This is a genomic window from Pseudomonas sp. NPDC078700, from assembly GCF_044542375.1.
In the GTDB taxonomy this organism is placed as follows: Bacteria; Pseudomonadota; Gammaproteobacteria; order Pseudomonadales; family Pseudomonadaceae; genus Aquipseudomonas.
On sequence record NZ_JBITUI010000003.1, the window covers coordinates 300875 to 321272 of the forward strand.

The following is a 20398-nucleotide window of genomic DNA, read 5'->3' on the forward strand; positions in this document are numbered from 1 at the left end:
TTACTTGAGATGATTACGGGCAAAGGTTTGCGCGCCCATGGCGCTGATCTGCCCTTCTATCAAGGCCTCGAACGGTTGCAACAGCGCGGCAAATGAACGCTCCGGCTCAAGCAGTTCCAACGCCGCTGTTACCGCTTCGATGGTCGACAATGAGCCTTCCATCGGCGCTTTGCGCAAGCGATAGCGCGACTGCTGCCCCGCAGGCAAAGTGACTCGCGGAAGGCTTTCGAGCACGGGATTGAGGTAGAGCAACTTGCGCGCTTTGCGCCATGTTCCATCGGGCACCACCAGACGAATCGGCATCCCACTTGAGTCGTTGCGTACGTCAACCAGCGACTGCACCTCGTCCCCCGGAAACAACAAATAATTGCGGCAACCCGGTTGCGCCAAATATTCAGCCAACTGCTCAAACTCCTCACCGACCCACAACTCGGCACTTTGTAACCCCAACGCCAGTAAGCGCGCGGTATTCAGCGCGTGCTTAACCTCGCTTGGGTGCTGCAAAATCAATACCTGGGTTTGGCTGTTTAAGCGCGGTATCAACTTACACAGGCACAGCTCAAGTGGGCGTGCGCAGTGTTCACAGCGAGGGCGAGGCATGTGCAATTCCTTAACTGTTGGCGTGCTTATCAACCGCGTTCAACTGGGTCTTGAGAAGGTCGCGAAAGGTCTGAATCAAAGGTTCACGGGAGCGTCCGCGACGTAAAATCAAGGAAAACGGGGCTTGATAGCCAAAGGTCGCCGGCAGCAATACACGCAACTGCTGCAACTCAACCCAGTGCTGAGCATAGTGCTCAGGCAAATAACCAATGTAGGCACCTGACAATACCAAAATCAGCTGTGCTTCCATCGACTCTACAGTTGCGGCGCTGTGCTTGAAACCGTGACGCGCCAACTCAGCCTGGCTCCAGTAACCACGCCCCACCATGCGCTGCTGAGTAATCACCTCGGCAGGAATGCGCCGCTGCTCAAACAGCGAATGACGCTCACTGCAATACAACCAGTGTTGCTCACGGTAAAGCGGCTGATAGAACAGACCATTCATGCGTGTTGAGAAGGCACCGATGGCAATGTCCAATCGGTTATCCAACACCGCTAGCTGCAACTCATAGGGGCTCATTACAGACAAATGCAGGTGCACAGCCGGGTGTTCGTGGCTGTAAGCACCAATTACTTCAGCTAATGGTAAAGCCGTATCGCTCACCGTCGAGTCAAGAACACCTAAATTCAGAGTGCCCCGCAACTCGCCTTTGAGCGCGGCTGAGTAGCGTTCGAAGCCCTCAAGCTCACCGAGCAGGCGCAAGGTTTCCTGATGAAACAATTCGCCTTTGCTGGTCAGGCTAAAACCACCTCGGCCTCGATGACAGAGACTCAAGCCCAGTGATCCCTCAAGCTGACTCATGTAGGTGCTGATCGCTGAAGTCGATAAATTGAGCTCTTGCTGAGCAGCAGCAAAGCCTTGATGGCGCACCACGCTGGCAAAAATCTTAAGTAACTTCAGGTCGGGTAAAGCCTGGCTCATAAAAGCTCCACAGCAGTAATCTCAGCAATCTGGCCAGTCTAAGCCCTTCACCATTAGTTTAGAAATTTCTGAACTAACTTTTTGCTCTCAGCGATTTGTCACAGCGCGGCAATGGCCAAGAATCGGCTCAACATCATTACAACCATAACAACCGTGAGGCCATCCCATGGACAAGATTTTGCACCAGCCCCTGGGCGGTAACGAAATGCCACGCTTCGGCGGCATAGCCACCATGATGCGCCTACCGCACATCCAAACCCCTGAAGAACGCAAAAAGCTGGACGTTGGCTTTGTTGGTATTCCGTTGGATATTGGCACCTCACTGCGTTCTGGCACCCGCTTCGGTCCCCGTGAGATCCGCGCTCAATCGGTGATGATCCGCCCCTACAACATGGCCACCGGTGCGGCTCCATTCGACTCGCTGAACATTGCCGATATCGGTGATGTGCCGATCAATACGTTCAATATGGCCGAGGCAGTGCGCATTATTGAAGAGGCTTACGAGCAGATTATGGAGGATGGCATTCTTCCGCTTACCCTCGGGGGTGACCACACCATCACCCTGCCAATTCTGCGCGCAATCAAGAAGAAATTCGGCAAAGTTGGTTTGGTTCACATCGACGCCCATGCTGACGTCAATGATCATATGTTTGGCGAGAAAATTGCCCACGGCACCACCTTCCGCCGCGCGGTTGAGGAAGGCCTGCTCGATTGCGACCGCGTGGTTCAGATTGGTCTGCGTGCTCAGGGTTACACCGCCGAAGACTTCAACTGGAGCCGCAAACAAGGCTTCCGTGTGGTACAGGCTGAAGAGTGCTGGCACAAGTCACTTGAACCGCTGATGGCTGAGGTTCGTGAAAAGGTCGGTGGCGGCCCTGTGTATCTGTCATTTGATATCGACGGTATCGACCCGGCATGGGCACCGGGTACTGGAACCCCTGAAATAGGCGGCCTGACCACCATCCAGGCGATTGAAATCATCCGCGGCTGCCAAGGCCTCGACCTGATTGGAGGCGACTTGGTTGAGGTGTCCCCGCCGTATGACACCACCGGCAACACCTCGTTGCTCGGTGCCAACCTCCTCTATGAAATGCTCTGCGTGCTACCAGGTGTAGAGCGCCGCTAAAAACGGCTGCCTGAAAGATGAAGGATGTGGCGCAGCCTGCCGAATGGCTGCGCCAACCCAGCGTGAGATTGCGCTGACAGCTGTACATCATGCTCACAACAGCCTGCAAAACCCGAGCTACAGATTTGCACCGAAACAGGTGCCAAATATAAAAACAATTAAAGAGACACAGCAAATGACTCTAGATCTTTTTGTAATTCTTATTTACGTTGCTGCCATGTTGGGCCTGGGTTTCTACGGCATGCGTCGCAGCAAAAGCCGTGAAGATTACCTAGTCGCAGGGCGTAATCTAGGGCCAATGTTCTACCTCGGGACAATGGCTGCAACCGTACTCGGCGGCGCATCAACCATCGGTACAGTGCGCCTTGGTTATGTGTATGGTCTTTCCGGCTTTTGGCTTTGCGCATCCTTGGGGCTGGGTATCATCGGCATCAGCCTGCTGCTGGCCAAGCCACTGTTAAAGCTGAAAATCTATACCGTCACCCAAGTCCTTGAGCGTCGCTACAGCCCGACAGCCAGGCACGCAAGTGCTGCCATTATGTTGATCTACGCGGTAATGATCGGCGCCATTTCAACCATCGCCATCGGCACAGTGATGGAAGTATTGTTTGGCCTGCCCTTCTGGATGACCGTACTGATCGGTGGCGGTATTGTGGTCGCCTACTCGACCATTGGCGGTATGTGGTCGCTGAGCCTGACGGACATCGTGCAGTTTTTGATCATGACCATCGGCTTGGTGTTTATCCTCATGCCGATGTCGATCAGTGACGCTGGCGGCTGGAATGCACTGGTTGAGAAACTCCCGGCCAGCTACTTCTCGCTCACCGCGATTGGCTGGGACACCATCATCACCTACTTCCTGATCTACTTCTTCGGCATCTTTATCGGCCAGGATATTTGGCAGCGCGTTTTTACCGCACGCAGTGAGAAAGTGGCAAAAGTCTCCGGCACTGCAGCCGGTATGTACTGCATTCTCTACGGCTTGGCAGCAGCCGTTATCGGCATGGCCGCTAAAGTGGTATTGCCCGACTTGGCTAACGCCAATGACGCGTTCGCGAGCATTGTGCAAGCCAGCCTGCCAGATGGCATACGCGGTTTGGTAATTGCTGCGGCGCTGGCTGCATTGATGTCAACTGCCAGCGCTGGACTTTTGGCGGCCTCAACCACTGCTGCACAAGACCTTTGGCCCCTGCTGAGCAAGCGCACTCACACCAGTGAAAGCGCACATATAAACCGTGTGTTCACCTTAGTGCTGGGCGCTTTGGTCTTGGCGATTGCCTTGGTTGTCAGCGATGTGATCAGCGCCCTAACAATGGCTTACAACCTGCTTGTTGGCGGGATGCTGATCCCGCTGCTCGGTGCGATCTACTGGAAGCGCGCGACCACTGCTGGGGCCATTACCAGTATGGCGCTAGGCAGCCTCACGGCAGCAGTGTTCATGTTCACCGATGGGCTAGCAGCCAATACACCGATCTACTACAGCCTGGCTGTAGGCGCCGTCAGTTTTATAGCTGTCAGCCTGCTTTCGCCGATAGCAAGCACACAACCTCGCCTGGCCACCAATGACTAAGCCTACAAGCTTTGCGCCCAGGTTTCAGCGCTTATGCGGCGCACAGTAGCAGTGACGACAGCAGGCTATCGAGCGATGACCTCATACGCCATTGAAGATTGTTACTACGCGGACTATCGCATAGCGCAGGCACGCAGTCGGGATGCACAAGCGGCATCCCGACTAAGGCGATCAATTTCAAATGTTCAGGTGCGCGGGCAGTTGATCAGTGCCAGCAAGGCCACTGATCAATCTTTAACGGCATAACGACTGAGCCAGGCTCAGCGTTGGCGGCGTGGTTCCCGAGGCCGACGAGGGTCGTCATTGCGCACTGGAATGGGTTGCAGCTTAGGTCGGTCAAGCAACCCCAAGGCCACCAGAAGATCGTGAAAAGCATTCTGCATCTTGGCGATCATTTAACTTCCTCCTGCCAAGGCTTACGGAAAAGACGCATCACACGTCTTGCATAAGCATAGATTACCTTGAATGACTCTGCGTCAGTTTGATATGCATCAGTAACTTTACTCAAAATGTTACACGCAGACCTGTATAGACCGTACGCCCTGGCCCCGGTTCAAAATAGCGGCCGTTGGCATCGTTGATCCGCACATTGTCGTAATACTCGCGATCAAACAGATTGTCGACGCCCAGATAAGGCTCCCACGTTTGCCCACCAGCTTTTATCCGCTTACCGATGCGCAAGTTAGTCAACGCATAGCCGCTGACCTCAACATTGTTTGCATCATTGGCATACATGGCGTCGTAAGCACTCAAATTCAAGCGGGCGTAGTTGTCGTTGTGCTCATAGGCAACTTCAGTGAACAGGGTCTGCCGGGGAATACCAGCCAGCGAGTTGCCGTGGTAATCATTGTCGTCAACTTGATAATCATCGAACTTGAAACGGCTGTAGGCGTAGGCACCTGTCAGACGCCAAGCCTCGGCCACCTGCCAGCTAAGGCTCATTTCCAGACCGTCTCGACTTGATGTACCGGCATTGCGGTAATAGTTGCGGCCCGACTCGCCCGGCAAGCTGTAACCAACCAGCTCGTCATCCAGCTTCATGCTGAACAACGCCACATCATAACGCAGGCTTGACCACTCACCTTTCAGGCCAATTTCGCGATTGAGCGTACGCGCGGGATCAAGCGAGGCGTTAAAACCACCACCGTTAGGGTTGGCCAATTCACTGATGGTCGGGGTTTCAAATGAGGTGCCAACCTTGGCGTAAACCGACTGGTGCGGATCCAGCCGATAGCTCAGGCCTGCGCTGTAATTCCAGTCTTCCAGGTTACGTGAGCCAGAGTCATCGCCATCACTGAGAAAACGGTCATCAACCGACAAACGAACACGGTCGTAACGCACCCCCAGGGTCGCCTGCCAATCATCGGTCAGATCGATCTGATCTTCGAGAAAAATACCGCTGCTATCCGCATTTTCATCCTGTTTTAAGGTTTCATCACCGCGTTCACCGAGGAGATTGTCATAGCGCCTGCGGTCATCGCGTTGGAGTTCGAGGTCAAAACCGCCTGTGAATTTATGCGCCATGCCAAGCAGCTCTTCACGGTGACTATATTGGCTGCCAACGCCTGCAAACAGGCGATCAAAAGTGGTTTGCCCGCCATTTGTAAACGACAAACTATTGCCAAATTGACGCTGCCCAACATAGGTACGCAGCTGATATTCGTCATCCCCTGCGCCATACCCATCCCAAATAGCACTGAGACGCTGCTGGCGAATCCATTCATCGGCGTCATAGCGCAGATTATTGGGTGCGGCTTGGCCGCGGTCGTCCGCGACCTCACTGGCATTGAGCCCACCAGGATCTTCAGCGCGATTATCGATGGCATTGAAGTTGATGCCCAGACGGCCGTAGTCGCTGTACCAATTGAGCTTGCCGGTCAAACTATTGGTTTCAGCTTTGGCATGATCCCGATAGCCATCTGACTGAGTGCTGTTAAATGCCAGCAATCCACCAATATCGCCCACAGTGCCGCCGGTCTCGACCCGGGCGCGCTGGTAACCCAGCTCACCAACACTGAGGTCAAAGAAGCTGTAAGGCGTGGCAGGGGGTTGCCGGGTTTCGATATTGAGCACGCCACCGGCCGCGTTGCCGTAGAGCACCGAAGAGGGTCCACGCAGCACTTCCATGCGCTCAACCAAGCCAAGGTCCAAGCCATCAAGCTCAGTTTGACCGTCTGGCATGGTGAGCGGCACACCGTCTACCAAGACTCGCACCCCACGCACGCCAAAGTTGCCACGGGAGCCATACCCGCGAATAGACGGCCGCAACCCTTGCGCCAGGTTGTATTGGTTCTGACTAAACACACCAGGCACCGAGGCTAACAAACCCTGCAGCGTAAGGTTTTTCTCAGCGCTCGACTTACTGCTTTCAACCACGCTCACCGCAGCAGGCGTGCTTAGCCAGCGGGTACTGGTGCGCGGTGAAACAATTACTAACGGAGACATTTCAAGGGCATCAGCTTGACGGGTCTGAGCTGCATTCAAGAAGCCGGCACTGGTTCCGAGCAACACGCCGGTCGCCGTTATCATGGTTAATTTCAAAACAATCCCTAAGTACTTGAGAAAACCCAGTGAGACAGAACAACTGGGTTATTCAGATTTGCGCCGATATGGGAACACATCGATGACTTTACCCTCAACAATCGCCGCCTGCAGGCTCTTCCAGTAATCGGCATCGTAAAGCTCACCATGTAGCTGGCTGAATAGCCGCCGCTGCTTGATATCGGCAAATAAAAACGGAGGAAACTCTTCCGGAAATACGTCATTGGGTGCAACTGAATACCAAGGCTCCGACGCCATTTCATCTTCTGGATAGCGCGGCGGCGGTATGCGCCTGAAGTTAACCTCAGTCAAAAAACAGATTTCGTCATAGTCATAGAACACGATTCGGCCATGGCGAGTCACACCAAAATTCTTCAGCAACATATCCCCTGGAAATATGTTCGCCGCCGCCAACTGTTTGATCGCCAAGCCATAGTCCTCAAGTGCTTCACGCACTTGCGCTTCGCTGGCACTTTCAACATACAAATTGAGCGGTGTCATACGCCGCTCGGTCCAGCAGTGACGCACCAGCACTGTATCGCCCTCTACCTCAACAGTGGATGGTGCGACCTCAAGCAACTCAGCCAGACACGCTGGGGTAAATTTGGATTTTGGGAAGCGAAAGTCGGCGAACTCCTGGGTGTCAGCCATACGCCCTACCCGATCAACACTTTTAACCAAACGGTACTTCTCGATCACCGTGCTACGCACCACCGTTTTGGTTGGCGAAAAGCGATCCTTGATAATCTTAAAAACTGTATTGAAACCCGGCAATGTAAACACACTCATGACCATGCCACGCACCCCTGGCGCCATGATGAACTGATCATCAGTGTTCGCCAGATGGTTAATTAGCGACCGGTAGAATTCCGACTTGCCATGCTTGTAGAAACCGATTGAACTGTACAGTTCGGCGATGTGTTTACCCGGCAAAATACGCTTGAGAAAGCCAACAAATTCAGCGGGAATATCCACATCAACCATGAAATATGAGCGGGTGAAAGAGAAGATAATCGATACCTGCGCCTCATCGGTAATCAGCGCATCAGCCTGAATGCCCAACCCTTCACGGTGAAGCAGCGCAAACACCAGCGGCCACTGCTCATCTTGATTGAACACGCGCCCGACCAGATAGGCACCTTTGTTGCGATAGAGCACCGAGTAAAACAACTCAATGGTCAGATCCGGGTCTTTGCACACCCAGTCAGGCAAGCTCTCGCGCAGTTGCGTCTCAAGACGCGCAAGATCACGGGGCAAGTCCTCAAAGGGTGCACTGAAATTGTAATCAGTGAAGATTGCTTCAAGTAGTGAGCCCAAGCCATTAGCCTGGGAATAATCGCTGCCCAAGGTGTAGCGCCGCGTTTGCGCCGCTCGCTGGCGGCTCTGTATGGAAGGCCGCGTGGTATGGATGAACATGCAGTCATCGCTGATCTGATCATGGCTGAACAAACTGCAAAAAATCGAGTTAAACCAGGTTTCCGAGAGCTCATCGTCGAATCGCGTGTCAATTAATTCGATGTAGGCCGATTTGACATGCGGCCAGCGATCGACATCAAACAACTCATCGCCAAAGGTCTGGCGCAGGCGTTGGTTGAACTCTTGGACCTTTTCTTCGTAGAGGTTGATGCGCGCCGCGGACGCATGCTGACCTGCCTGCCATTGCGCTTGCTCAAAGCGTGCGCGGGCACCGTCGGTGATCTGACGAAAATGCTCGCGATAATCGTCAAAGCCATCAAGGATCAAGCGAGCGATATCTGCCACTGGCGTTTGCTGCATCATGGGCAAGCCTCTGCGGTAACAATTCCTTTGTCGCCGAGCTTAGCCAGATGCCCGCGTTAGCGAAAGCAGAACAGCCGCATTTGGCATGTTGAAAAATTGCTCTACAACTCGCGATACAGCACCGCCAGCATTTAGGTTGGCGTTTGGTTCAAGCCGTTATCCAGGTAGTGTAGGAACATCTGCATGGCAGGGCTTTGCCGTACAGGTTTGCGCTGCAGCAGCCCCAAGGCTCTTTGCCCTGGTTGCTCCACAGGTAACACCAGTAACCCTTCACCCAAATGCAAAAACAATGCGCAACTCGCTGGCAGTAGCGAAAACCCTAACCCCTCACGAACCATGGCAGCAGCAGTGCTCATGTGTGAGACTTGCCAGGATGGGTGGGCGCTTACACCCAAGTGATGCAATGTCATATCCGCCAACGGACGAATACTGGTGTCAGTCGTTAAAGCAATGTAAGGCTTGGTTTTCCAGCTTTCTCCATCGTCGCGCACCAGCAATACCAAGTCATCATTGACCAAATGCTTGAACTCAAGCCCCAACATATCCTCAGGCAAAGAGGTGACCCCCACATCGACCTCACCAGTCAGGACCCAGTCCCTGACCTCCCCTGCCCGGCCATCCAGCAAAGACACCTGCACCCCGGGATGATCACGGCTAAAGCTGGCTATAGCCCTGGGCAGAAATGATGCGGCAGCAGTCGGCAATGCAGCAAGCCGCAAGGTGCCGCTGTCCAGGTTCAACAAGTCTTGCGCATCACTGACCGCATCACCCATAAGGCGTAGCAACTGCTGGGCCTGCGGCAAAAAATGCTCACCCGCCGGGGTCAATTCAACGCTACGGGTGTTACGTGCGAGCAGTTTTAGTCCAAGGGACTCCTCAAGCTTGCGAATGCTGTAACTCAGCGCGGGTGGCGAAAGATGTAATAACTCTGAGGTACGGGTAAAACTCAGGGTTTGCGCAATCAGGGTGAAGGCCCGTAACTGGCGGAAATTGATGTCCATGCCTGATCATTAGAATTTATTGAATAGTTGTTCTTATAATTAAAATTCACAGAAATATCAATTAACGCCACTATGGCTCGGCCACGAATACCGAGCGCTAAGCCATGACAAATATAATTCATATCGGTTGCGGAGCAGGTTTTGCCAGTGATCGCCCAGACGCAACCTTGCGCTTGGCCCGAAGCTTGGCCAAACGCTCAGGGAAACGCTATTTGATGCTTGAGCTCCTTGCTGAGCGCACCCTAGCGGAAGCACAGTTGCGTAAACAGCTCGACCCAAGCAGTGGTTACGCCACCCGCCTGTTTGACTTCCTCGACCCTATTCTCGACACCTGCATTGAGTCGGGCATTCCCATCATCACCAATGGTGGCGCGGCCAATCCAAGGGCTGCAGCGCTCAAGCTACGCACCTCCTTAGCGGGGCGTCATACAGGGCTGAAAATTGCCTGCGTGCTAGGTGACGATCTGCTCGAACTTGGCGAGCAGAACTTACAGCAATGGCTAGCGGCAGAAGACCTGCCCGGCGAGTTGATTTCGGTCAATATCTATAGCGGTGCTGACGGCATTACCCAAGCCTTAGAGCAAGGTGCCAACATCGTATTGTGCGGCAGAGTTGCCGATCCGTCCTTGGCTGTAGGCCCCGTCCGTCACGGGCTTGGCTGGGCATTTGATGACTGGCAAAAAATGGCGATCGCCTCAACTGCTGGTCATTTACTGGAATGCTGCACTCAGGTAACGGGTGGCTACTTTGCGCACCCGGGGATAAAAGATGTGCCTAACCCGGCCAATCTTGATTGCCCGATCATTGAAATCAGCGCTGATGGCGACCTCGTCGTGACCAAGGTCGAAGGCAGCAGTGGTTATGTCAACGAGCGCACGGTCAAAGAACAACTGCTTTACGAGATCCACGATCCACGGCGCTACCTGACGCCAGACGTCATACTCGACCTCGGCCAGGTGAGCGTTGAGCAGGTCGGTGAAAACCGGGTCAAGGTTGCCGGCATTCAAGGCCATCCACGTCCAGACACCCTCAAGGGCTTAGCGGGCGTGCGCGGGCTTTGGTTCGGTGAAGCCTCTATTAGCTACGCAGGCCCCGGCGCTGTTGCCCGAGCGAACCTGGCGCGCGACATATTGCTTCAGCGCTTCGAGCTGCTTGGCCCGCAACTCAAACCATGGATTGATCTGATTGGCGTCGCCAGCCTGTTCAATGACTCTCAAGGCAAGTACCTGAACCAGCGTCTTGCCCAGTCGCCAGTGGTAGAAGATGTTCAGGTCCGCGTCGGTATCGTTGATCAAAACCGTCAGTTAATAGAACAACTCCAAGCTGAGGTTGAGTCGCTTTACACCAACGGCCCTGCTGGCGGCGGTGGCGTCCGGAGGCATCTCAGTGAGTCCTTGACCACCCGTGACTTCCTCATCCCACGCAGCGCCGTTGAAACCCGCTTGGAGTGGTACTGATGAATACAACAATTACCCTTGCCGATTACGCCCACGCCCGCGCCGGCGACAAGGGCAACATTCTGTGCGTAGCCGTATTTGTGTTGAACCCTGAGCACTATCAATGGCTCAAGCGTGAACTGACAACAGAACGGGTTGCCGAGCAGTTTTCCGGCCGACGGCCAACGGCTATCAAACGCTATGAAATTGACTCGCTACAAGCCCTGAACTTCGTCTTGGAAGATGCCCTGGAAGGCGGAGTTACCAGCAGTCCAGGACTTGATCGCCACGGTAAGAGTTTGAGCTATCTGCTTTTAGCCATGCAGTTGCCGGCACCTAATCAGGCATCGGCAACAGCATAAAGTCGCTTCCATACCGGCGACGCGTTAAACAATAAAAATAATGATTGAGGTACAAAATGATCACAGCCATGGGCTTTTTGATGATGCTTGGCATCATCTCGCTAATCTTGTTGCGCAAAATGAGTCCGGTAGTGGCATTCACCACTATCCCTGTCGCGATCTGCCTGCTCGCCGGTTTCACACCAGGCGAAGTCGGCGGCTTTATCAAAAGTGGCCTAATAACCGTTGCGCCCACTGCCGCGCTATTTCTGTTCGCCATTCTGTATTTTGGCATCATGCGCGACCGTGGACTGTTTGATCCACTGGTCAACTTCCTGATTCGGCGCACCGGCGGGAAACCCCTGGCTATCGCGCTAGTCACGGTATTGATCACCGCATCTGTTCACCTTGATGGGGTGGGCGCGGCGACCTTCCTTTTAGTCATTCCCGCATTGCTGCCGATCTACAAGCGCTTGAATATGAGCCCTCACCTGTTATTGATGCTTATAGGCACTACCGCTGGGGTCATCAATATGGTGCCTTGGGGCGGTACCACTGCTCGAGCAGCCGCGACCACGGGGCTGGATGCGACAGAACTCTGGCTTGGCTTGCTCCCGGTCCAGCTGGTAGGACTGGCGATGATGCTGATGATAGCGACATGGCTGGGCCTGCGTGCGCAACGCAATATGCCGGTTTCCCTGGGCGCCGCGTCTGCCTTCGACCCCGCCATTGCACAACCTGAGACGCGTGAGTTTGGTTTGTCGCCGCGCACGCTGCGCTATTGGTGCAACGTGGCGCTCACCGTCGCCATTCTGGCCTGCCTGTTCACCGGCACATTCCCCTTGTACGCATGTTTTATGGTTGGGCTCGGAATCGCTTTGCCCTTGAATTTTCCCGACCTCAATGTGCAGACCGAGCGGATCAAGGCGCACGCGGCAGATGCCCTGCAAATGTCCTTGGTGATGATGGCGGCGGCCGTGCTATTAGGTGTGTTGTCTGGGGCTAAAATGTCCGATGCGATGGCGCTTTCAATCATCGACATCCTGCCTCAGGGATCAGCGCAATACCTGCACGTACTGGTTGGCCTCTTTGGTGTACCGCTGGGCATGATTTTCTCACCGGACGCCTATTACTTTGCCCTGCTACCGGTAATCCGCGACGTTGCCGTAGCAGCAGGAGTGCCACTGGAATCAGTCGCACGGGCCATGTTGATTGGCGAAAACACCGGTTTTGCAATCAGCCCGGTGGTGCCGAGCGTCTACCTCGCCCTTGCATTGGCAGGTGTAGAGCTGCGCAAACACATCGCTTACACCTTCTTCTGGGCCTGGAGTGTGAGTTTGGTGATGCTGACCTTTGCATTGGTCACGGGCGCTGTACAAATCTGAGAGGATCGGTTGTAAAGCCTGCTCATAAAAGTGCAACAGAAAACGCGGAAGTCCGGGCGGTGTCCGCCCCGTTCTGAACAGTGCTCCAAGCTGAGTACCGTCATTAATGCGCCGCGATCTCAGCACATCAAAACCGTCTAGAGCTCGCTGAGGTCTAGACGGTTTTTTCCTATGTGCGCTGTACATAAAGGTGACTCAGAACATTCAAAAGCAACTTTCGGATTGCCATCGCACCTGCAGATAGCAACACTACGCAACTTGCCTGCCCTGGAGTTCTGCCGTGCGCCTGATTGACCTAAGCCGACTGTTGTTGCTGGCCGCCATTTGGGGTGCCAGCTTTATGTTTATGCGTATCGTCGCACCCGTGCTCGGCAGCATGCCGACCGCATTCTTTCGCGCCACTCTAGGTGCTTTGGGCTTGCTGGTTATTCTGCTGATAATGCGCGTCAAATGGGATTTTCGCGGCAAGCTCAAACAATGCTTGCTGCTCGGGATCATCAACGCTGGCCTGCCTTCAGCGATGTATTGCTTAGCAGCCCTCGTACTCCCAGCCGGGTACTCATCCATATTTAATGCGATGACGCCGCTGATGGGGGTTCTCATCGGCATGCTGTTTTTTACAGAGGCACTGACCACCAGCAAAGCAATTGGCGTTGGCCTGGGTTTATTTGGTGTGTGGCTTTTTACCCAGACAGGTCCAGTCAGCGTTGACCTGCAAATGCTACTGGGGGCCGCTGCCTGTCTAGTGGCAACGACCTGCTATGGCTTTGCGGGTTTCTTGACCCGCAAATGGATTGGCCAACAGGGCGGACTCGACAATCGCCTAACGGCCTTCAGCAGCTTGGTGGGTGCCAGCTTGTTCCTGACCCCGCTATTTATAGCTTCACTGATTGTACAGCCGCCAGTCTCATGGGGTGGCAGCAGTGAGTGGCTGTCGCTGGCAGGACTCGGTTTTATCTGCACCGCGTTTGCTTACGTGCTGTATTTCCGCCTGATAAGCGATATTGGCCCAGTTCAGGCATCCACCACGACCTTTTTGATCCCCATATTCGGAGTGCTCTGGGGCTGGCTGCTGCTTGATGAACCCTTATCTTGGGCCTATGTGTATGGCGGGGCCATTATCGCCCTCGCCTTGTGGCTGGTGGTAAGACCCAGCGCACCAGCAGCGCCCATTGCACCGCCAGCAGCACCACTGGTGACCGACAAACCGGTTCAGTAGTTAATCAGACTTAAGCCATAACGCGTCACCGGTTGGTGGCGCGTTTTAGTTTTGGCTACACATAAAATCAACACCCTCCCACAAGAACGGCTGATTAAGGCAAACAGTCAACATATCCAAAGTTAGTTAAAGCGAAACAACTATTAACCCCAGAGTAATGGTTATTCGGCCAACTTTATTGATGATGATCACCTCTCCTGCCTAAGGTAGCGGTGCACTTTCGCACCCTTGTGGAGTTCACCATGCCCATAACAATTCCAATATGCTGGCTGCAAATATTCTATTCCCTGACGCGTCGTTCAGTGTGCCTCAATCAGCGATGTCCAATTAATTGATCACAGCCTGCCTAATGGCATGCACCTCAATTAACACCCCTTAAACGCCACTTAATAGATAACGCTTCCATGCGCTGACAAGGCGTATTGGAGACGGTATCGAGTGCGTATGCAGAGAGACATCTGTCCAATGAGCCACACAATTGACATTACCAAGTATGTTGCGCTTCGCCATGAAATTCATAAACACCCTGAACTCAAATATGAAGAAACCCAAACGGCACACTTGGTCGCAATAACCCTTAGGGACTTAGGCTATGAAGTGACCCAAGGCGTCGGTAAGACAGGCGTCATCGGTCTGCTAGACACCGGCCGCCCCGGCCCTTGCATTGCCTTTCGCAGCGATATGGATGCATTGCCCATACATGAGCTAAATGCGCTGCCCTATAAATCCACTGTTGATGGAAAGATGCACGCCTGCGGCCATGATGGTCATACCGCCTCCTTGTTATGTGCGGCTGAAGCCCTGATGCAGAACAAGGCGCACTACAAAGGCAAAATCAAACTGATATTTCAGCCTGCTGAAGAAGGTGGTGCTGGGGCAAAAGCGATGATTGACGATGGGGTGCTGGAAAACCCGCACGTCGACATGATTTTTGGCTACCACAACCGGCCGGGTTTCGAACAAGGCTATGTTTTTGCCAAGCCCGGTTCAGCCATGGGTGGCGACACCTCAATTGAAATCATCATCAAAGGTAAAGGTGGACATGCCGCCATGCCGCACCTGGCCCGTGACCCCATCGCTGCAGCAGCGATGTTTATCAACAATGTCCAAGCAGCGGTTGCGAGGCAGTTGTCACCTTTAGCCTCTGGCGTTGTCACGGTATCGAGCATCCAGGCCGGCAGTCGCAAGGGTATCAATGTGATTCCCAACGATTGCAGCCTGACCTTGAGCATCCGTTCTGACTCATTGGCCACCCGGGACCTATTGGTGGCAGCCGCAGAAGATGCCTTGAAAGCTGCCTGCCTCACAGGCGCTTGTGACTACGAATTTAATCTTCTGCTGGATATTCCGGCGCTTATTAACGACGCGCAGGCAACGGATACTGCACTCAACGCCTTCAAGCAGCACATGCCCAACCAACTGATTGAGAAAATTGATTACATGCCCACCTTGGGCGCAGAAGACTTCAGTTTTTACCTGCAGAAAATCCCCGGCTGTTACTTCTTCATCGGCAATGGCCTGAACACCGCTTACTTGCATAACCCCCACTATGACTTCAACGACGCCCTGATCCCGCTTGCGAAGGACTGTTACCTGAGCCTGGCCGCTTCATTACTGTCTTAAAACTATAAAAAGGAAAGACGCATGAGCACGCACACTGAAATTGTGCCTGAGGCCCCTTCTGGTTTTTTAGGGGCCATCGAGAAAGCAGGCAACAAACTTCCCCACCCGTTCTATCTGTTCTTTTATTTAACGATCATCACCCTGATAGTGTCAGCCGTATTGAATTATTTCGGCGTGCAGAGCATCAACCCGAAAACCGGCGAGGCCGTATTGGTTAAAAGTCTCGCCTCGGGAGAAGGGATTGTTCATATATTCACCAGCCTGGTGAGCAACTTCGTTAACTTCCCGGTGCTGGGAACGATTTTGGTGGTGATGTTCGGCATCGGCGTGGCCGATCATGTCGGGCTTATCTCCATTGTCATGAAGCAAACCGTTACCAAAGCGCCCCGCCACCTGCTGACCTTTCTGGTGTTTGTCACTGGCGTGTCATCTTCGATTGCCTCAGATGCCAGCTTTTTGATTTTCATTCCTTTGGTGGCAATGATTTTCCAATCAGTTGGCCGTCACCCTATTGCCGGTGCCGCCGCTGCTTACGCAGCAGTGGGTGCCGGTTATGACGCCAGTTTCTTCGTCACCGCTGGTGATGCCATATTCTCAGGGATTGCAACAGAAGCCGCCAGAATCATAGAGCCCAATGCGTACGTGTCACCCGTCGACAACTACTACTTTGCTGCCTGTTCGGTGGTCATGCTGGCGATTGTGGGCACTTTGATTGTCGATAAGGTAGTCGAGCCGCGACTCAACCGGCTTTTACCGCAGTCGGTATTGACCATCAACCCTAATGCGCAAGCGTCCTTGGACAAGGCCATCAGCCCAGACGAAAAGCGCGGACTGAAACAGGTTGGGCTGTTTACTCTGCTGTTCGTCGGACTCATTGTGGCAATTTTGCTGCCCTCAGACTCACCCTTCAGAAACCCCGAGGGCGGGCTCATTCCTTCACCGTTTATGAAGTCCTTTGTGCCCTTTCTGTTTATCTATTTTCTCAGCATCGGCTACATCTATGGCAAAGCCTCCGGGGCCATCAAAAAAGCCGAAGACATTCCCGACATCATGACCGAATGCATCAAGAACCTGGCCTCGATTCTGGTGCTGTTCTTTATGATTTCGCAGTTTATTGCACTGTTCAAATGGAGCGGCATTGGCAGCCTGGTGGCCTTTGAAGGCGCGACAGTTTTGTCGTCACTGGGCTTGACCGGCTACAGCCTGATTGTCGGCTTCATCTTGCTGACTGCGCTGATGAATATTTTCATGACTTCAGGCTCAGCACAGTTCGCTTTGTTCGCGCCCATATTCATCCCAATGCTCATGCAACTCAATATTGAACCAGCCTTCACCATGGCGATGTTTCGAGTGGGGGACAGTACAACCAACATCATCTCGCCGCTGTCGCCCTACTTCGCGGTAGTCCTGGCGTTTATGCAGCAGTACTACCCCAAGCTAAAGTTGGGCACTTTGATGGCGACCATGCTGCCGCTGGCACTGGGTTTCTTGGTTACCTGGACGATTTTCATCGTACTGTGGGTCATGCTGGGTTTGCCTGTAGGCCCTGACATTTATATGCACATGTAACCTCAGCACATCATAGAAATAGCACCCTGCAGCGCACATTGGTGGCTGCAGGGTGCAGCAGGTTACTGAACCATTTCCTGCTCGCTGAACATGTCGCTGAACAACATGCTCGACAAGTAACGTTCACCGGAGTCTGGCAAGATGACGACGATGGTTTTGCCTTGCATGTTCGGCTCATTGGCGAGTCTCAATGCGGCAGCCATGGCGGCACCGCAGGAGATGCCACAAAGAATCCCTTCTTCGCGCATTAAGCGCAATGCCACAGCTTTTGAATCCTCATCGGTCACCAACTCAACCCGGTCAACCAAGGTCAGATCAAGGTTTTTCGGCACAAAACCAGCACCAATACCTTGAATCTTGTGCGGGCTCGGTTTGACTTCTTCACCCGCTATGGTTTGACTGATAACCGGAGAGCTGACCGGCTCAACTGCAACCGACACAATAGGCTTGCCTTGGGTGTTTTTTATGTAGCGGGAAATACCGGTAATGGTGCCGCCAGTACCCACACCCGACACCAGCACATCAATCGCACCCTCGGTGTCATTCCAGATTTCCGGACCGGTCGTTTTCTCGTGGATTTCCGGGTTTGCCGGGTTCTCGAACTGTTGTGGCATAAAGTATTTGGAGCTGTCCGACTGGGCAATCTCAGCGGCCTTTTCGATAGCGCCTTTCATGCCTTTGGCAGGCTCTGTCAGAACCAACTCGGCACCAAGGGCTTTGAGCACTTTACGGCGCTCAAGGCTCATCGATGCAGGCATGGTCAACAGCAGCTTATAGCCTCGTGCAGCTGCCACAAACGCCAAGCCAATACCGGTGTTACCCGACGTCGGCTCAACGATGGTCATGCCCGGCTTGAGCACGCCACGCGCTTCCGCATCCCACACCATGTTGGCGCCGATCCGGCATTTCACGGAGTAGGCAGGGTTGCGACCTTCGATTTTGGCAAGGATGGTCACACCTTTCGGGCCCAAGCGATTGATCATCACCAGCGGGGTATTACCGATGGCTTGTGCGTTGTCTGCAAAGATGCGGCTCATGACGGGATCCTTGAACGAAGTGAGTTGATTAGCCTATGACGCAAGCGGGTTGCAGTCCAGTGTCTAGCAACTGCTTAACTAAGAAGATTGGAACCTAATTGTTATTGAGTGAGTCGATTTAATTATGAGAAAACGTTTCGCTATACCTCTGTGGACACTCATCACCCTGGCCTGCGCTTTGGTGGTCTTGCACATCATGTTGCCTTCGATTGTGCGCGACTACCTAAACGACAAACTGGCCGACATGGGTGATTACCGCGGACATATTACCGACGTTGACTTAGCGCTCTGGCGCGGTGCCTATCGAATCAATCAGCTCAACATCAGCAAGGTAAACGGCAAGGTTCCCGTGCCGCTGCTTGAGGCACCCTCGATTGATCTGTCGGTCAGCTGGAAAGCCTTGTGGAATGATCACGCAGTGGTTGCCAGTGTGGTCTTCGAGGAGCCAAAACTGACCTTTGTCGATGGCGGCAATGCTGAAGACTCGCAGACCGGTGAAGGCGTTGACTGGCGTCAGCAACTTAAAGCACTGCTGCCGATCACCCTCAATGAGGTACGCGTGAATCAAGGCACATTGGCATTTCGTAACTTCAACTCAAAACCACCCGTCGATTTAAAAGCCACGCAGCTCAATGCCACCCTGCTCAATCTGAGTAACACCAACGAAAGTAAAGAACTGCTGCCTGCCAGCTTCAATGCAACAGCCAAAATATTTGGCAATGCGCCCCTGCAAACCAGTGCCAAGCTCAACCCGCTGGGCAAACTGGACGACTTCGACATGAAGCTGCGCATCACCGATATCGAGCTCAAACAACTCAACAGTTTCACCCGCACTTACGCCGACTTTGACTTTGTCAAAGGGCATGGTGATTTCGTCATGGAGCTGGATGCCCGTAAAGGCAAAGTTAAGGGTTATGCCAAGCCTTTGCTGCGCGACATGGAGATTTTCGACTGGAAGCAAGATGTCGAGGCCAAGGATAAAAACTTTTTCACCGGGATTTGGGAAGCACTGGTCGGCAGCGGTGGCTGGCTGTTAAAAAACCACAGCGAAGACCAATTCGCCACGCGCATCGAGATTTCCGGGGATTTGAAAGCCACCGACGTCAGCCCTTGGCAAGCCTTTGTCGAGATTTTGCGCAATGCCTTCGTCAAAGCATTCAGCAATAGGTTTGACTCCCCACAGGAATAACTGCGCAGTCACCTGGCGACCCGCCATTCAGTGACTGAATACTGCGTCTTCGTTCACAGTCGCCCAGGCAGCACGGTATAGTTACTTTTTTATCTAGCTGACCCGTGGTCGAGCCACGGGCGTTCTGGCGTGAGGATTTACCCATGAAGTTCGAAGGCACTCAGTCATACGTCGCAACAGACGATCTCAAGCTTGCGGTTAATGCTGCCATTACGCTGGAACGCCCGTTGCTGGTCAAGGGCGAGCCAGGCACCGGCAAAACCATGCTTGCCGAGCAACTGGCCGAGTCCTTTGGTGCGCGCCTGATCACGTGGCACATCAAATCGACGACCAAGGCTCACCAAGGTCTGTATGAATACGATGCGGTCAGCCGCCTGCGTGATTCACAGCTCGATTCAGACAAAGTCCATGACGTGCGTAACTACATCAAGAAGGGCAAGCTTTGGGAAGCTTTTGAGTCCCAGGAACGAGTCATTCTACTGATCGACGAAATCGACAAAGCTGACATCGAGTTCCCTAACGACTTGCTGCAAGAACTCGACAAGATGGAGTTCTACGTTTACGAGACAGACGAAACCATCAAGGCCGTCCAGCGCCCGATTATCATCATTACCTCAAACAACGAGAAAGAGCTGCCAGACGCCTTCCTGCGTCGCTGCTTCTTCCATTACATCGCCTTTCCGGATCGCGACACCTTGCAGCGCATCGTTGATGTGCACTACCCAACCATCAAGAAAGACCTGGTCAGCGAAGCCCTCGACGTTTTCTTTGATGTGCGCAAAGTGCCGGGCCTGAAGAAAAAACCTTCGACCTCTGAACTGGTTGATTGGCTCAAGCTGCTGATGGCTGACAACATTGGCGAGGCGGTACTGCGCGAACGTGACCCGACGAAAGCCATCCCGCCACTGGCAGGGGCTTTGGTCAAGAACGAGCAGGATGTGCAATTGCTCGAACGCTTGGCCTTTATGAGCCGCCGCGCCGGTCGCTAACAGTCCTCAGCCGCAGGTTTGCCAAGCCAGACCCGCGCATGGCCGTGGTGTACAGCCCTAGCCAGAATCTA

Annotated in this window: 17 protein-coding genes; 10 read left to right on the forward strand and 7 right to left on the reverse strand. The window is 53.6% G+C overall.

Translation table 11 applies throughout. The features are described from left to right. Together ACIGCM_RS11700 and ACIGCM_RS11705 are read right to left on the reverse strand one after the other, a co-directional pair. Positions 1-600, reverse strand: coding sequence for a tRNA-uridine aminocarboxypropyltransferase (locus ACIGCM_RS11700; RefSeq protein ID WP_397502227.1), 600 nt, complete (start codon positions 598-600; stop codon positions 1-3). A 10-nt stretch (positions 601-610) separates the two neighbouring features. Further along, entirely contained in the window at positions 611-1522 is a 912-nt protein-coding gene (locus ACIGCM_RS11705; protein WP_397502228.1) for a LysR family transcriptional regulator, read from the reverse strand. 166 nt (positions 1523-1688) lie between these two features. On the opposite strand from ACIGCM_RS11705, the gene speB reads away from it, so the two are divergent. Together speB and ACIGCM_RS11715 are read left to right on the forward strand one after the other, a co-directional pair. Then, positions 1689-2648, forward strand: coding sequence for an agmatinase (gene speB, locus ACIGCM_RS11710; RefSeq protein ID WP_397502229.1), 960 nt, complete (start codon positions 1689-1691; stop codon positions 2646-2648). Between the two features lie 175 nt (positions 2649-2823). Next, entirely contained in the window at positions 2824-4218 is a 1395-nt protein-coding gene (locus ACIGCM_RS11715; protein WP_397502230.1) for a sodium:solute symporter, read from the forward strand. A gap of 260 nt (positions 4219-4478) precedes the next feature. On the opposite strand, the gene ACIGCM_RS11720 is transcribed toward ACIGCM_RS11715, so the two are convergent. The 4 genes from ACIGCM_RS11720 to ACIGCM_RS11735 all read right to left on the reverse strand — a co-directional run bounded on the left by ACIGCM_RS11720 (position 4479) and on the right by ACIGCM_RS11735 (position 9539). Beyond that, positions 4479-4613 carry a PA1414 family protein gene (locus ACIGCM_RS11720; protein WP_010483193.1) on the reverse strand — a complete coding sequence of 45 codons (135 nt, stop codon included), beginning with the start codon at positions 4611-4613 and terminating at the stop codon, positions 4479-4481. A gap of 109 nt (positions 4614-4722) precedes the next feature. Beyond that, positions 4723-6747 carry a TonB-dependent receptor family protein gene (locus ACIGCM_RS11725; protein ID WP_397502231.1) on the reverse strand — a complete coding sequence of 675 codons (2025 nt, stop codon included), beginning with the start codon at positions 6745-6747 and terminating at the stop codon, positions 4723-4725. A gap of 60 nt (positions 6748-6807) precedes the next feature. Next, complete coding sequence (gene aceK / locus ACIGCM_RS11730) at positions 6808-8538, reverse strand: bifunctional isocitrate dehydrogenase kinase/phosphatase (protein WP_397502232.1); 1731 nt, start codon at positions 8536-8538, stop codon at positions 6808-6810. Positions 8539-8669: 131 nt separating this feature from the next. Beyond that, a complete protein-coding gene (locus tag ACIGCM_RS11735) occupies positions 8670-9539 on the reverse strand; it encodes a LysR family transcriptional regulator (protein ID WP_397502233.1) in 870 nt (289 codons plus the stop codon). Positions 9540-9643: 104 nt separating this feature from the next. On the opposite strand from ACIGCM_RS11735, the gene ACIGCM_RS11740 reads away from it, so the two are divergent. The 6 genes from ACIGCM_RS11740 (at position 9644) to ACIGCM_RS11765 (ending at position 17112) form a co-directional block, all read left to right on the forward strand. Next, positions 9644-10996, forward strand: a complete 1353-nt coding sequence (locus tag ACIGCM_RS11740) for an acyclic terpene utilization AtuA family protein (protein WP_397502234.1) — start codon at positions 9644-9646, stop codon at positions 10994-10996. Continuing rightward, positions 10996-11337, forward strand: coding sequence for a hypothetical protein (locus ACIGCM_RS11745; protein WP_397502235.1), 342 nt, complete (start codon positions 10996-10998; stop codon positions 11335-11337). Before ACIGCM_RS11740 ends, ACIGCM_RS11745 begins: the two co-directional genes overlap by 1 nt. A 56-nt stretch (positions 11338-11393) precedes the next feature. After that, positions 11394-12701, forward strand: coding sequence for a CitMHS family transporter (locus tag ACIGCM_RS11750; RefSeq protein ID WP_397502236.1), 1308 nt, complete (start codon positions 11394-11396; stop codon positions 12699-12701). Between the two features lie 280 nt (positions 12702-12981). After that, positions 12982-13920 (forward strand): DMT family transporter, encoded by a 939-nt coding sequence (locus ACIGCM_RS11755; RefSeq protein ID WP_397502237.1) that lies wholly within the window; start codon positions 12982-12984, stop codon positions 13918-13920. Between the two features lie 465 nt (positions 13921-14385). Then, a complete protein-coding gene (locus ACIGCM_RS11760) occupies positions 14386-15543 on the forward strand; it encodes a M20 family metallopeptidase (RefSeq protein WP_397502238.1) in 1158 nt (385 codons plus the stop codon). A 21-nt stretch (positions 15544-15564) separates the two neighbouring features. After that, positions 15565-17112 carry an AbgT family transporter gene (locus tag ACIGCM_RS11765; protein WP_397502239.1) on the forward strand — a complete coding sequence of 516 codons (1548 nt, stop codon included), beginning with the start codon at positions 15565-15567 and terminating at the stop codon, positions 17110-17112. A 62-nt stretch (positions 17113-17174) separates the two neighbouring features. On the opposite strand, the gene cysK is transcribed toward ACIGCM_RS11765, so the two are convergent. Next, a complete protein-coding gene (gene cysK / locus ACIGCM_RS11770) occupies positions 17175-18149 on the reverse strand; it encodes a cysteine synthase A (protein ID WP_397502240.1) in 975 nt (324 codons plus the stop codon). 124 nt (positions 18150-18273) lie between these two features. Between cysK and ACIGCM_RS11775 the strand changes: the two genes are divergently transcribed. After that, positions 18274-19338, forward strand: coding sequence for a DUF748 domain-containing protein (locus tag ACIGCM_RS11775; RefSeq protein WP_397502241.1), 1065 nt, complete (start codon positions 18274-18276; stop codon positions 19336-19338). Between the two features lie 143 nt (positions 19339-19481). After that, a complete protein-coding gene (locus ACIGCM_RS11780) occupies positions 19482-20327 on the forward strand; it encodes a MoxR family ATPase (protein WP_010483153.1) in 846 nt (281 codons plus the stop codon). Positions 20328-20398 lie beyond the last annotated feature (71 nt).

Excerpts from the sequence above, each read along its gene's own strand:
- ACIGCM_RS11735 (WP_397502233.1), bottom strand. The coding sequence starts at position 9,539 with ATGGACATCAATTTCCGCCAGTTACGGGCCTTCACCCTGATTGCGCAA.
- ACIGCM_RS11715 (WP_397502230.1), top strand. The coding sequence starts at position 2,824 with ATGACTCTAGATCTTTTTGTAATTCTTATTTACGTTGCTGCCATGTTG.
- ACIGCM_RS11750 (WP_397502236.1), top strand. The coding sequence starts at position 11,394 with ATGATCACAGCCATGGGCTTTTTGATGATGCTTGGCATCATCTCGCTA.
- ACIGCM_RS11760 (WP_397502238.1), top strand. The coding sequence starts at position 14,386 with ATGAGCCACACAATTGACATTACCAAGTATGTTGCGCTTCGCCATGAA.
- ACIGCM_RS11745 (WP_397502235.1), top strand. The coding sequence starts at position 10,996 with ATGAATACAACAATTACCCTTGCCGATTACGCCCACGCCCGCGCCGGC.
- speB (WP_397502229.1), top strand. The coding sequence starts at position 1,689 with ATGGACAAGATTTTGCACCAGCCCCTGGGCGGTAACGAAATGCCACGC.
- ACIGCM_RS11765 (WP_397502239.1), top strand. The coding sequence starts at position 15,565 with ATGAGCACGCACACTGAAATTGTGCCTGAGGCCCCTTCTGGTTTTTTA.
- ACIGCM_RS11720 (WP_010483193.1), bottom strand. The coding sequence starts at position 4,613 with ATGATCGCCAAGATGCAGAATGCTTTTCACGATCTTCTGGTGGCCTTG.
- ACIGCM_RS11775 (WP_397502241.1), top strand. The coding sequence starts at position 18,274 with ATGAGAAAACGTTTCGCTATACCTCTGTGGACACTCATCACCCTGGCC.
- ACIGCM_RS11725 (WP_397502231.1), bottom strand. The coding sequence starts at position 6,747 with ATGATAACGGCGACCGGCGTGTTGCTCGGAACCAGTGCCGGCTTCTTG.
- aceK (WP_397502232.1), bottom strand. The coding sequence starts at position 8,538 with ATGATGCAGCAAACGCCAGTGGCAGATATCGCTCGCTTGATCCTTGAT.
- cysK (WP_397502240.1), bottom strand. The coding sequence starts at position 18,149 with ATGAGCCGCATCTTTGCAGACAACGCACAAGCCATCGGTAATACCCCG.
- ACIGCM_RS11780 (WP_010483153.1), top strand. The coding sequence starts at position 19,482 with ATGAAGTTCGAAGGCACTCAGTCATACGTCGCAACAGACGATCTCAAG.
- ACIGCM_RS11740 (WP_397502234.1), top strand. The coding sequence starts at position 9,644 with ATGACAAATATAATTCATATCGGTTGCGGAGCAGGTTTTGCCAGTGAT.
- ACIGCM_RS11700 (WP_397502227.1), bottom strand. The coding sequence starts at position 600 with ATGCCTCGCCCTCGCTGTGAACACTGCGCACGCCCACTTGAGCTGTGC.
- ACIGCM_RS11705 (WP_397502228.1), bottom strand. The coding sequence starts at position 1,522 with ATGAGCCAGGCTTTACCCGACCTGAAGTTACTTAAGATTTTTGCCAGC.